Origin of the sequence: Sulfitobacter sp. M05 (genome assembly GCF_029285175.1) — a bacterium.
GTDB lineage: Bacteria > Pseudomonadota > Alphaproteobacteria > Rhodobacterales > Rhodobacteraceae > Sulfitobacter.
The window spans coordinates 1,093,294-1,105,863 of the sequence record NZ_JABEDH010000001.1 but is presented as its reverse complement, the minus strand read 5'-3'; the positions used below and the strand labels follow the sequence as shown (position 1 = coordinate 1,105,863).

General features: G+C 57.5%; 12 protein-coding genes. 3 read left to right on the top strand and 9 right to left on the bottom strand.

The features are described 5' to 3' along the window. Positions 1-28: 28 nt before the first annotated feature. A complete protein-coding gene (gene tyrS / locus HKX44_RS05590) occupies positions 29-1,279 on the bottom strand; it encodes a tyrosine--tRNA ligase (RefSeq protein ID WP_276150295.1) in 1,251 nt (416 codons plus the stop codon). Between the two features lie 83 nt (positions 1,280-1,362). Between tyrS and HKX44_RS05585 the strand changes: the two genes are divergently transcribed. After that, positions 1,363-2,469: an anhydro-N-acetylmuramic acid kinase gene (locus HKX44_RS05585; RefSeq protein ID WP_276150294.1), complete on the top strand. Its 1,107-nt coding sequence runs from the start codon at positions 1,363-1,365 to the stop codon at positions 2,467-2,469. A 139-nt stretch (positions 2,470-2,608) separates the two neighbouring features. On the opposite strand, the gene HKX44_RS05580 is transcribed toward HKX44_RS05585, so the two are convergent. The 4 genes from HKX44_RS05580 to HKX44_RS05565 form a co-directional block, all read right to left on the bottom strand. Beyond that, complete coding sequence (locus HKX44_RS05580; RefSeq protein WP_276150293.1) at positions 2,609-3,124, bottom strand: GNAT family N-acetyltransferase; 516 nt, start codon at positions 3,122-3,124, stop codon at positions 2,609-2,611. 43 nt (positions 3,125-3,167) lie between these two features. After that, positions 3,168-4,442 (bottom strand): phosphopyruvate hydratase, encoded by a 1,275-nt coding sequence (gene eno / locus HKX44_RS05575; protein WP_276150292.1) that lies wholly within the window; start codon positions 4,440-4,442, stop codon positions 3,168-3,170. A gap of 75 nt (positions 4,443-4,517) precedes the next feature. After that, entirely contained in the window at positions 4,518-5,387 is an 870-nt protein-coding gene (locus HKX44_RS05570) for a DMT family transporter (RefSeq protein ID WP_276150291.1), read from the bottom strand. Positions 5,388-5,525: 138 nt separating this feature from the next. Then, positions 5,526-5,954, bottom strand: coding sequence for a Fur family transcriptional regulator (locus HKX44_RS05565; RefSeq protein ID WP_276150290.1), 429 nt, complete (start codon positions 5,952-5,954; stop codon positions 5,526-5,528). Positions 5,955-6,336: 382 nt separating this feature from the next. On the opposite strand from HKX44_RS05565, the gene HKX44_RS05560 reads away from it, so the two are divergent. Continuing rightward, positions 6,337-7,656, top strand: a complete 1,320-nt coding sequence (locus HKX44_RS05560; RefSeq protein WP_276150289.1) for a DEAD/DEAH box helicase — start codon at positions 6,337-6,339, stop codon at positions 7,654-7,656. A gap of 75 nt (positions 7,657-7,731) precedes the next feature. Here the strand turns inward: HKX44_RS05560 and HKX44_RS05555 are convergent, their stop codons facing one another. After that, positions 7,732-8,592, bottom strand: coding sequence for a DUF533 domain-containing protein (locus tag HKX44_RS05555; RefSeq protein WP_276150288.1), 861 nt, complete (start codon positions 8,590-8,592; stop codon positions 7,732-7,734). Positions 8,593-8,725: 133 nt separating this feature from the next. Between HKX44_RS05555 and HKX44_RS05550 the strand changes: the two genes are divergently transcribed. After that, positions 8,726-9,616: a DMT family transporter gene (locus HKX44_RS05550; protein WP_276150287.1), complete on the top strand. Its 891-nt coding sequence runs from the start codon at positions 8,726-8,728 to the stop codon at positions 9,614-9,616. Positions 9,617-9,714: 98 nt separating this feature from the next. Here HKX44_RS05550 and HKX44_RS05545 read toward each other — a convergent pair whose 3' ends face one another. The 3 genes from HKX44_RS05545 to HKX44_RS05535 are packed head-to-tail and all read right to left on the bottom strand — an operon-like array spanning position 9,715 to position 12,516. After that, positions 9,715-11,124 carry a protein adenylyltransferase SelO gene (locus HKX44_RS05545; RefSeq protein ID WP_276150286.1) on the bottom strand — a complete coding sequence of 470 codons (1,410 nt, stop codon included), beginning with the start codon at positions 11,122-11,124 and terminating at the stop codon, positions 9,715-9,717. A gap of 4 nt (positions 11,125-11,128) precedes the next feature. Further along, entirely contained in the window at positions 11,129-11,578 is a 450-nt protein-coding gene (locus HKX44_RS05540; RefSeq protein WP_276150285.1) for a GNAT family N-acetyltransferase, read from the bottom strand. After that, on the bottom strand, positions 11,575-12,516 hold the full coding sequence (locus tag HKX44_RS05535; RefSeq protein ID WP_276150284.1) for a nucleoside hydrolase: 942 nt from the start codon (positions 12,514-12,516) through the stop codon (positions 11,575-11,577). The genes HKX44_RS05540 and HKX44_RS05535 overlap by 4 nt, the downstream gene beginning before the upstream one ends. Positions 12,517-12,570 lie beyond the last annotated feature (54 nt).

Here is a 12,570-nt window from a genome sequence, read left to right as displayed (position 1 = left end):
GTGTTTTGGTTAAGACGACGTTAAGTGCTTAGCCGATTTGCACCAGCGCGTGGCGTTTTTTGCCTGCGCTCAGCTTTACCGGGGACGACAATGCGCCCGTGTCCAGCATCAAGCCGGCATCGGTCAGCGGAGCATCGTCAAGCTTGGCACCGTTCTCGGAAATCAGCCGCTTGGCTTCCTTGCCCGATCCCGCGAGGCCAGATTTTACCAAAAGTTGCACGATGGATATCCCGTCGCCCACCTCGTCTGCGCTGAGGGTCAAAGTTGGCAGGTCGTCGCCCACACCACCTTTTTCAAACACTTCGCGCGCGGTGGCTTCGGCGGCTGTCGCGGCCTCCGCGCCGTGCAGCAGTTTGGTCACCTCATTGGCGAGGATGATCTTTGCAGCGTTGATCTCGGAACCTTCAAGCGCACCCAGACGTTCGCATTCCTCTACGGGTAATTCTGTGAATAGCTTCAAGAACTTGCCGGTGTCAGCGTCGGTGGTATTGCGCCAGAACTGCCAGAACTCATAAGGGGACAACATATCCCCGTTGAGCCAGATTGCCCCGCCCTGTGATTTGCCCATTTTGCGCCCGTCTGACGTGGTCAAAAGCGGTGTGGTCAGCCCGTAAATTTCGTTGTCCAGCACCCGGCGTGTAAGGTCGATACCGTTGACGATATTGCCCCATTGGTCCGAGCCCCCCATTTGCAACAGGCACCCATAGCGGCGGTTGATTTCCAGAAAATCATAGGCCTGCAAGATCATGTAGTTGAATTCGAGGAACGACAGCGATTGTTCACGGTCCAGTCGTGATTTTACGCTCTCAAAGCTGAGCATACGGTTCACGCTGAAATGGCGTCCGATGTCCCGCAAGAAATCAAGATAGTTTAACTGGTCCAGCCATTCGGCATTGTTCAGCATGATCGCATCGGTCTTTGCATCGCCGTATTGCAAATATTTTGCAAAAACCTGCTGCATTCCCGAGATGTTAGCCGCAATTTGTTCTGGTCCAAGCAGGGGCCGCTCATCGCTTCGGAACGAAGGATCACCCACCTTGGTGGTGCCGCCGCCCATCAAAGTGATCGGCTTATGACCACATTTCTGCAACCAGCGCAGCACCATGATGTTCATCAGATGACCCACGTGCAAGGACTGGGCGGTGGCGTCATAACCGATATAGGCAGGTACAACACCGGCGGCAAAGGCGTCATCCAGCCCTTGATAATCGGTGCAGTCGGCCAGAAATCCGCGCTCCATCATTACATTAATGAAATCCGATTTGGGGTGGTAGGTCATGGTGTCTTGCCTCACGCTTGCTTTGCGGGGCATCTATAGGCGCAAGGGTCGCCAAGGGAAAGGCCCGGCTTGAGGGGCAGGATATGAGCAAGGCAATCAGTAAGGATGGTGCGGTGCGTGCGTTGGGCGCGATGTCGGGTACTTCGCTGGATGGGGTGGATGCCGCGGTACTGGTCACGGACGGGCATGATATTCTGGCGTTCGGGCCATCTGCCTATCGGGCCTATACACCACAAGAGCGGGATGTGATCGCCGCCGGTTTTGGTCTATGGCATGGGGATAGGGTTCAGGCCGCGGCTGACGTAGTGGAACAAGCGCATATTGCTTTGCTTGATCCGATGGAACCGGTTGATATTATTGGATTTCACGGGCAAACTCTGTCACATGCGCCACGTATGCAGGGGACATTGCAGGTCGGTGATGGCGCGGCACTGGCCCAGCGATTGGGATGCCCCGTGGTCTGGGATTTTCGCAGTGCGGATGTGGAGATGGGCGGCGAGGGGGCACCACTGGCCCCATTTTTTCACCATGCCTGTGCGCGGTTTGCCGGGCTGAGGGAACCGGTTGCGTTTTTGAACCTTGGCGGCGTTGGAAATTTGACTTGGGTGGATCCGTCAGTGGCGCGACCACAGGATGTGGGGGCTTTGCTGGCTTTTGACACCGGGCCGGCCAATGCGCCGATGAATGATCTGATGCAGAGCCGTTTGGGCCGCCCCTTTGACGAGGGCGGCAAGCTGGCTGCGCGGGGCGTGGTGGAACAGGGGGCGCTGGAGTTGTTTCTGGCGGAACCATATTTTGCCCGTATCCCGCCCAAGTCATTGGACCGGAATGATTTTTCTGAGATGATCGCCTTAGTGGGGGAGTTGTCTGATGCCGATGCAGCGGCTACGCTGACAGCAATGTGTGCGACAGGTGTGGCCGAGGCCATGCAGCACTGTCCAAGTCTGCCATTACGGGTTTTTGTTACGGGGGGGGGACGCAACAATCCTGTGTTGATGCAAATGCTTGCCGTCAGTCTTGACTGCCCTGTGGTTGCGATTGAGGAAATCGGGCTGGACGGTGATATGCTGGAGGCACAGGCCTTTGCCTATCTGGCGGTACGGGTGGCGCGAGGGATGGCGACGTCTTGTGCGACAACAACCGGGGTACGTGCGGCTGTGGGGGGCGGGATCGTCAGCCTGCCGGGGTAGTTGGGCGTTGTGGGGCCTTACAAGGATTGTGCCCCTGTGTTGAACGTGGGCGACGGTGTTGGGTCTGCTGGTGGGATTGAGTTTATTGGCAAGATGAAGCTGAGGGGACGCGATACCGTTTCGGCGTTTCCGAATTGGGTTACAGGGCGCGTTCGTAGAACAACAGCTCTGGCAGCACGTCCTTGGGGATCGGTTGATAGGGCGCGCAGGGGGTAAAGCCGAGGCGTTGATAGAGGCGCTGCGCGGCGTGCAGGCTTTTGGAGGTGTCCAGAACGATGCGGGTAAAGCCGTCTGTTTTGGCCTGGGTGATCAGGGCGGTGCAGATCAGGGCGGCAACGCCTTTGCCCCGAGCCCTGTCACTTACGAAAACCCGTTTTACTTCAGAGGTTTCATCGTCAAGTGCATGGGTCATGCCACAGCCCAATGCCGTCCCGTCAGCGTCGCGGGCAAGCAGCACGATTCCTTTGGGGCGGGCGTGCAATATGGGCAGATCGGCCATCAGGGCGGTGTATTTCGCAACCGGGTAAAAGGTTTCGGTGATGTCACGATCAATGTCGGAATGTGACAGCAGGAAATCGCGGTAAGCCCAGCAGAGGGCGCGTACAGCGTTCAAATCGTCAGGCCGGGTTGCGTGGGTTAAAGTGATGCGAGACATCTTGTGGTTCGGGGTGCAGCAAGGCCGCACCCCGTATCCGTGATCATTTCAGAATGCTACGGCCGGCAAATTCAGCCGTTTCGCCAAGTATTTCTTCGATGCGGATCAACTGGTTGTATTTCGCCAATCTGTCGGAACGGGCCAGCGAACCGGTTTTGATCTGGCCACAGTTGGTCGCAACAGCGAGGTCGGCGATTGTCGCATCTTCGGTTTCGCCTGAGCGGTGCGACATCACATTGGTGAACCCGGCGCGATGGGCCATGTCAACGGCCTTTAGGGTTTCGGTCAGGGTGCCGATCTGGTTCACTTTGACCAGCATGGAATTCGCCGAACCTTTGGCGATACCATCGGCGAGGCGGGCAGGGTTGGTCACAAACAGATCGTCGCCCACCAGCTGAACCTTGTCGCCCAGGGCGTCGGTCAGGGCTTTCCAGCCATCCCAATCGTCTTCGGACATGCCGTCTTCGATTGAGATAATCGGGTAGTCATTGACCAGCGCAGCGAGATAGTCGACGTTTTCGCCGCTGGTAAGGGCTTTTCCTTCTCCGGCAAGCACATACTTGCCATCCTTGAAGTATTCTGTCGCGGCGCAATCAAGCGCAAGACACATGTCATCACCGGGCTTGTATCCGGCTTTTTCAATGGATTTCAAAACGAAATCAAGGGCATCTCGTGTTGAGCTAATGTTAGGTGCGAAGCCGCCTTCATCGCCGATACCTGTGGAAAGCCCAGCGTCGGAAAGTTCCTTTTTCAAGGTGTGAAACACTTCGGCGCCCATGCGCACAGCGTCGCGGATGTTATCCGCGGCCACGGGCATGATCATGAATTCCTGAATGTCGATCGGATTATCCGCATGTTCACCGCCGTTGATGATGTTCATCATCGGCACCGGCAAGACGCGGGCAGAGGTACCGCCAACATAGCGGAACAAGGGCTGTGTGCAGAAATCTGCGGCGGCCTTGGCGGCAGCAAGGGACACACCAAGGATTGCATTTGCACCAAGGCGCGATTTGTTTTCAGTGCCGTCGAGTTCGATCATGATCTCGTCCAGCTCAACTTGCTCGGTTGCGTCAAGTCCAACCAGCGCGTCAGCGATTTCGCCGTTTACCGCGGCACAGGCCTCCAGAACGCCTTTGCCCATATAGCGGGACTTGTCACCGTCGCGCCGCTCTACGGCTTCGTAAGCGCCGGTTGATGCCCCAGAGGGGACCGCGGCCCGGCCCATGGTGCCGTCTTCCAAAATCACGTCGACCTCGACGGTCGGGTTGCCCCTGCTGTCGAGAATTTCGCGGGCGTGAATATCAATGATCGTGCTCATGGCGATGTCCTTTAGCTGCTTTACGCGCTTCTTAACGCGACAAACCAGTCGGGGAAAGGTCTTAGGGTCCTGCCCCTAGGCCCGGGCAGCGACCCTTCGCTCGCGCCAAACCGAATAAATGCCGGACAGGACGATGATCGCCGCGCCGATCAGGGTGAGCATATCCGGGGATTCGGCGAACACGATCACCCCGATGATCAGCGCAAAGACCAGACGGGCATACCGGAAAGGGGTGACAAAGCTGACCTCACCGACCCGCATGGCTGCAACAATTGCGTAATAGGCAAAAACGCCGATGGTAAGCGCGGCGCAAAAGTAGATCCAGCCTTGGGCGTCAAAGATAACCACTGCATTGCCGCTTGCCAGCATCAGCAGCGCGCCGGCGGGGATCAGCACGATAAATCCGAGAAAGCTGAGCTGCATCGTGGAAATCGTCGCCGGGGTGCGCCGTGTTGCCAGATCCCGCAGGGCCAGCATGAACACCGCGACAACAGCCAACAGAGAAAGAACCTGAAAGCTGTCCATGCCGGGGCGGATGATCAGCAAGACCCCAAAAAGACCCACACAGATCGCGCTCCAACGCCGCCAGCCGACAGGTTCGCCGAGAAACAGGGCTGCGCCCAATGTCACCACCAGCGGGGTGGCTTGCAAAATCGCCGAGGCGCTTGAGATTGGGGTGAGTGACAGGGCAGATACGAATGCCACGGTGCCGACCATTTCGCCCAAGGCCCGCAGCCCAATCGGTGCTGACAGCATATCGCGCGAAAACAGAGACTTGCCCTGCATTAACACAATCACGCCAAAGACGATGCCACCCCCTGTGCCCAACATGACAAGGATTTGCCCAACACTGGAAACGCCCGACAACAGCTTGATAAACATGTCTTCCAGAGCGAATCCAAGCATCGCCAGCACCATCAGCACTGCGCCGCGCATATTATCCATACGGTTTCCTTAATTGTCCGAGGGTTTCACCTGTTGTCATCTCAGATGACCGGTTTGACCGGCAGGAGCAAGAAAATAGACGCGGGTTCTGGTGTTATTGAGGGAAGGCGGATGGGGCCGTCTGTTTGGGCCCTGAGCCTAGGAGGTCGGGCCGTCACTCTTTTTGATCGGAACGCCGTAAAGCTCCATCCGGTGGCCGCGCAATTCATAGCCCAGCTTTTGCGCAATCTTTTCCTGTAGTGCCTCGATCTCGGCATCGACAAATTCGATCACCGCGCCGGAATTGAGGTCAATCAGGTGGTCATGGTGGTCACGCTCTGCATCTTCATAGCGCGCGCGTCCGTCGCCGAATTCCAGCTTGTCCAGAATGCCCGCTTCTTCAAACAGCTTTACCGTCCGGTATACCGTTGCGATTGATATTGCCGCGTCGCGGTCTGATGCGCGCGCAAACAGCTCTTCGACATCAGGGTGATCATCGCTGTTTTCGATTACCTGCGCGATGATGCGGCGCTGGCCGGTCATGCGCAGGCCCATGCCCTCGCAACGTGAAATGATGGATTTAACCATGGTGCCGGCCTTTGGAGCGTAAAGTGGGTGTCGTGTAGCGTTCCTGTTTACGCGAGACCGGTCTTGCGCGCCAGTCTTTCGTGGCTGTTCGCGGGCGGTCTTTTGCCGCTCATGGCCAGCGGTTGGTTGACTTAGCCGCCGCAGTACCCCATGTGGAGACCAAGCGATGCCTTCTGCCGCGTGAGCAGTGCCAGACCCGATGATGCGGTCCGGCTGACCAAGGCCGCCGATGTTCCCAAAATCACGCGTGGGGCGAAGCGCGACGGACAGGCTTGTGACATTTGGTCCCTGCCTGTGATCCGGTTTCGCGTGATCCCATGGGGTGCAGATTTGTGCCCGACACATATCGCGTGCGGAAACGTCGTGCGCAGAAAGAAAATGAATGAGCGATTTTGACATGATGGAGCTGCCAGCGAAACTGGTGGCGCGCCTGACTGAAATGGGTCTGAAAGATCCGACACCGATCCAGAAACAAGCGATTCCACATGCGTTGAACGGGCGCGACGTGATGGGGCTGGCGCAAACCGGTACCGGCAAAACGGCCGCTTTTGGTGTGCCGTTGGTGGCGCAGATGCTGGAAAACCCCAAGCGGCCAGCGCCCAAATCCGTGCGTGCACTGGTGCTTGCGCCGACGCGTGAGCTGGCACAACAGATCATGCAGAACCTTAAAGGTTTCTGCGAAGGCACTCCACTTAAAGCACAAATGGTTGTTGGCGGTCAGTCAATCAACCCACAGATTTCGCGGCTTGCCAAAGGGGTGGACATGCTGGTGGCGACGCCAGGTCGTTTGCTTGACCTGATGGACCGCCGCGCCGTGCGCCTTGAAGAGACCACGTTTCTGGTCTTGGACGAAGCGGATCAAATGCTAGATATGGGGTTCATCCATGATCTGCGCAAAATCTCTGCGGTCCTGCCCAAAGAGCGCCAGACGATGCTGTTTTCGGCCACCATGCCCAAGCTGATGAGCGAGATTGCCAACAGCTACCTGAGCAACCCGATCCGCATCGAGGTTTCGCCTCCGGGCAAAGCGGCGGATAAGATCACCCAAGAGGTGCATTTCATTGCCAAGGCGGAAAAGCAGTCTTTGCTGATGGAGTTGCTGGCCAAACATAAGGGCGAACGTGCGTTGGTTTTTGGCCGCACAAAACACGGCTGTGAAAAGCTGATGAAAACGCTGGTGAAAGCAGGGTTCGACGCGGCATCCATCCATGGCAACAAATCCCAAGGTCAGCGCGACCGCGCGATTGCCGGTTTCAAGTCTGGCGATGTCACCGTGCTGGTGGCGACAGATGTTGCGGCGCGGGGGCTTGATATTCCAGACGTTAAACATGTCTATAACTATGAGTTGCCAAATGTGCCGGACAACTATGTCCACCGCATTGGCCGAACTGCTCGGGCGGGCAAGGATGGGGCGGCTGTGGCCTTTTGCGCACCCGATGAGATGGGCGAATTGATTGCCATTCAGAAGGTCATGAAAATCCGTATCCCCGTGGCCTCTGGTCGTCCGTGGGAAGGGGCCGAGATCGAGGAAAAACCCAAGCAGTCGCGCGGCCGTGGTCGTGGTGGCCGCTCTGGCGGCGGCGGTGGCCGTCCCGGTGGCGGTGGCGGTGCTGGGCAAGGTGCTGGAAAACCCGCAAGCGGCAACCGCAGACGTCGCGGTGGCGGTGGGCGCGGAAAACCGGGCGGGCAGCAGGCCGCGTAACAACCGTGAAAAATTAGAAACGCGCCCTGCATTGGAGGCAGGGCGCGCTTTTTGTGTCTATCAGGCAGTTTAGTCTCAGGTGTAAAGGGACGGCACACCCATCTGAGCGTGGATTTCGTTCACCTGCGCTGGTTTCATGCCATAGCCCTGAGCCAGCTCGTGCAGGTATTTCGCTTCTTGCTGAGTGTCCAGATCAATGCCCAGCAGCGACATGGCATAGATTTGCCCCTCCATGCCGTTTGGCGTTTCACGCACAAGGCCGGCCACATCAACGGGCGCTTGCAATTGGGCCTGAACAAATGCGGCTTCTTCCGCGTCGACATCGCCCAGCTGGTCCAACAGCTTGGCCTTTTCCGCCTCGTCAAAAGTGCCGTCGGATTTGGCGGCTTGGATCATCGCAGCCAACATCAGACCTGCGGCGGCTTCCTGATCCTGCGAGGGTTCTATTTCCGGTTCCGGTGTTGAATCAAACTGAGAGTTCAGAACTGCGCCGAAATCGTGATCGTTTGTCTTGGGGCGTTTGTTCACCGCTGCACCTGCGCCGGCCAAAAGTCCGCCCGCGCCAGCGGCACCGGCCAGACTGCCCAGCAGGCCACCCAGACCGCCACCTGATGCGCCGCTGCCGCCCAGCAATCCGCCAAGACCACCGCCGGACGCGCCCCCGCCGGCACCGCCCAGCTGGTTCAGCAATCCGCCCAGACCGCCAGACATGCCGCCCGCGCTTGCGCCGCCGGCACCGCCCAAAAGACCGCCCAACATGTCCTGAAGCCCGCCGCCAGCTGATCCCGCGCTGCCACCGGCCATGCCACCAAGCAACCCGCCAAGGCCACCAGCACCCTGTGTCTGGCCGCCACGGTTTTTGTCCATCATCGCCTTGGCACCTTTGGCCATGGCCACGCCAACCGCAACTTTTGCAAGGGTTTTCATCAAGCTCATTTGGTCTCTCCATCTATGATCAAGAGCAGTGTGACAGATTTGAACGGCGGGACGAGGGGAAAATATCCAAGGTCACCTCATCTGACGGGAGTTTTGCATTGACCTATCTGCATTCACCCGCGCTATTGGGCCGATGGAACGCAAGGATCATATGGATGCATTTGGCGCGGCGGCTTTGATCGCATTTGCGTTGCATCTGGCGTTCAATCAGGTGGTGATCAAGGTCACATCGGGCGGTTTTGGACCGGTGTTTCAGGCCGGGGTGCGCTCTGCCGGGGCGGTGCTTGTTCTGTATTTGTGGATGCGGATGCGCGGCGTCAGTTTTTCCGTGCCACGCCCGGCATGGGCCGGCGGAATTGCCTCAGGCCTGTTCTTTACCATTGAATTTATTTGCCTTTTTTCGGCATTGGATATCACAACCGTCAGCCGGGCCTCGGTGATCTTTTATTCCATGCCGGTCTGGTTGTCGCTGATTGCACATGTGTTTTTTCCCGGTGAACGCTTGACGCCCGCCAAGGTTTTGGGGCTTGTGCTTGCCATGTCAGGCGTGGCGGTGGCACTGGCTGATCGCAGCGGCGGCAGTGTCAGCTGGACGGGGGATGTGCTGGCGCTGGTGGCGGCATTCTGCTGGGCCGCCATTGTGATCTGCGTGCGCGCCACACCGCTGTCCACAGTGCCACCTGCCCAGCAGCTGATGTTTCAGGTTCTGGTGTCCGCGCCAATCCTGCTGGTGCTGGCACCGCTTTTCGGTCCCTTGCTGCGCGAGGTTGCACCGATCCATCTGGCCGGCCTGCTGTTCCAGATTATCGCCATCGCCAGCCTTGGTTTTCTGGTCTGGTTCTGGCTGATGACGATCTATCCGGCGTCTTCGGTCGCATCCTTCAGCTTTCTGTCACCGGTTTTTTCAGTGATCCTAGGCTGGGTGCTTTTGTCGGAACACGTGGCCCCCTCGGTCTGGGGGGCCTTGGTGCTGGTGGCCAGCGGGATTTACCTGATCAATCGTAAGCCCCGCGTTCACCCTTAGATCGTCCCGCCTTAAACATGCATCGTTTGTTCGCTGCTTCTGTCTTTGGGTGACCGCGAAAAGCGATATATGATGGCTCAGGTTAAAGGCGGGGCGCTTTAGGTGCCACAAAAGGTGGCCGGCACGATTTCATGTTCGGAAGGGGGGTGTGACAGGTCTGTATCCGTCTCTGTATAAGGGGTTGCCAGGGCCCGCATCAAACGTTCGAACGGGGCCATATCACCAGCGACGGCGGCTTGGATCATTTGTTCCATCCGATGATTGCGCGGTATGACCGCAGGGTTGACAGATTGCATGAGGGACTGCGGATCCGGTTCATCCTTGATCCGGCTGTGCCAGGTCTCGTTCCAACGCTCAAAGGCGTCGCGGTTGGTGAACTGGTCTCTGGCGGCCTCTGTCCCAAGTGCGCGGAAGGTATTGGTGAAATCAGCGCCGTCGGATTGCATCACCCCTAACAGGCCTTCGATCAGGTCCACATCGCCGTCGCGGGGCGTGCTGATGCCGATTTTGGCGGCAAAACGCTTCAGCCAGTTTGCCTCAAGCTGCGCTGGCATGGCGTGGACAATTTCGGTCGCCTCTTGCACCGCCGCGTCGCGGTCATCGAACAATTGGATCAGGCTGGTGGCAAGCTGGGCCATATTCCACACGGCAATGCCTGGTTGCGCCCCAAAGGCATACCGCCCCTGTGTATCAATTGAGCTGAAGACGCGGTTCTGGTGAAAGCCATCCATAAAGGCACAGGGACCATAATCGATGGTTTCACCGCTGATGGCGCAGTTATCGGTATTCATCACACCGTGAATAAAGCCGACTGACATCCACTGCGTCACCAGATCAGCCTGTGCAGTACAGACCGCGCGTAACAGATCCATTGGGCCGGCTGCGTCGGGATAGTGGCGGCGGATGGTGTAATCTGTCAAGGTGCGCAGATTGTCGACCTCGCCGCGATGGGCAAAGACCTGAAAGGTTCCAACCCGCAGATGGCTTTGCGCTACCCGGGTCAGTACAGCCCCGGGCAGGGCACCTTGTTCGCGCCAGATATCCTCTCCGGTGGACACCGCAGCAAGGGCACGTGTGGTCGGGATGCCAAGCGCGGCCATCGCCTCTGACACCACATATTCGCGCAACACCGGACCCAGCCAAGCGCGGCCATCTCCCCGGCGGGATAAGGGGGTCGGACCAGACCCTTTGAGCTGGATATCGCGGCGTATGCCGTCCGTGCCAATGACCTCGCCCAGCAGAACCGCGCGCCCATCGCCAAGCTGCGGATTGAAGTTCCCAAACTGGTGCCCGGCATAACGCTGTGCCAAGGGGATCGCATATTGGGGTATTAAATTACCCCCAAAAATTTGCGTTTTTTCCTTTAAATCAGTAACTTCTATGTTCAGTAGTTTTGCCAAACTCTCATTGAAGGCCAATAGTGTCGGTGCCGCAACGGGGGTGGGATCTTGTCGCGCAAAGAAAGCTTCGGGCAGTTCAGCGTAGCTGTTGGAGAAAGGTATGCGCATAGGATCAAAGCTCCCTCGACATGAACATATATTTCTCGCGGGATACAAATCCGGCGCGTTTATAGAGCTTAATGGCAGCGTCATTTTCCCGATCCACTTCGAGATGAATGGCCCGCAGGCCACCTTCCGCCAACGCGCGCGGCAAGGTGATCAAGCTCTCCGTTGCAATTCCGCGGCCGCGCACACCGGGCCGGATATAGAGTTCGTCAAGGATCGCATCGAGACCGCCAAATTCGATCGACCAGCCAAAGCACACAACAAGGTATCCGATCGGCGCGCGGGCAGGTCCGATCAGATAGGCGGCACCATAGGGCGACCCCTCCAGCAGCGGCGCGAGTGCTGCGCGGCGTGCTTCATCGGTTTGGGAAATTCCTTCCTCTGCATGGAAGGCCGCGCAGAGGGCGGCCAACCGGTCGAGGTGTTCAGGGCGGGCGAGGGTAAGTGCCGCGCTCACAACCTTGCCAATCGTTCGGTCAGCAGGTCAAAGAACCCTTCCGCGTCAAGATCACCAATAAACAGGGCATTTGGTTCCCGGTCCGTCACCCGCCACCAATCCGCGACGGTCATGCCCATGGTCAACTCGGATTGAGTTTCGATCTCAACATTGATGTGCCGACCGGTAAAAAGATCGGGTTTGATCAAATAGGCGGTGACGCAAGGATCATGTAACGGTGCGCCTTCCGTTCCGTATTTCTCTTTGTCAAAGCGTTCAAAGAAATCGGTCATCTGGGCCACGGCAATGCCGACAGGGGTGTCGAGCGCTCGAAAGGCGTTGTTGCGCGATTTGGTGACCAGAGCCTTATGGGTTACGTCAAGTGGCATAACCACAATGGGAGCGCCAGATTTAAACACAATATCAGCAGCTTGCGGGTCAACGTAAACGTTAAATTCCGCGGTGGGTGTGATGTTTCCCCCCTCGAAATATCCGCCGCCCATCAAGACAATTTCGCCGACACGCTCAATGATGTCAGGCGCTTTTTCAAAGGCGGTTGCGATGTTTGTTAACGGCCCCAAAGGGCAGAGAGTGATCGAACCGGCAGGTTCTTTTCGAAGTAATTCAATAATGAAATCAACGCCATGGCCATCACTTAATGTCATGGTCGGATCTGGCAGGTTTGGGCCGTCTAGGCCGGTTTTGCCATGAACATGCTCAGCTGTGACCAGGGGACGGCCCATCGGGCGGTCACATCCGGCATAAACCTTTACATCAGTTTTGCCTGCTAACTCACAGACAATACGTGCATTTTTTGATGTCAGGTCCAGTGGCACATTGCCCGCAACGCAGGTAATTCCCAATATGTCGATGTCTTCCGGACTTGCTAGGGCCAGCAGGATCGCGACCGCGTCGTCCTGTCCCGGGTCTGTATCGATGATGACTTTGCGTGGCTGCATGTTTTTTTCCTTCTTTCTCCTAGAGATAGGGGAAAAGAAGGTGAAAAAAAAGGG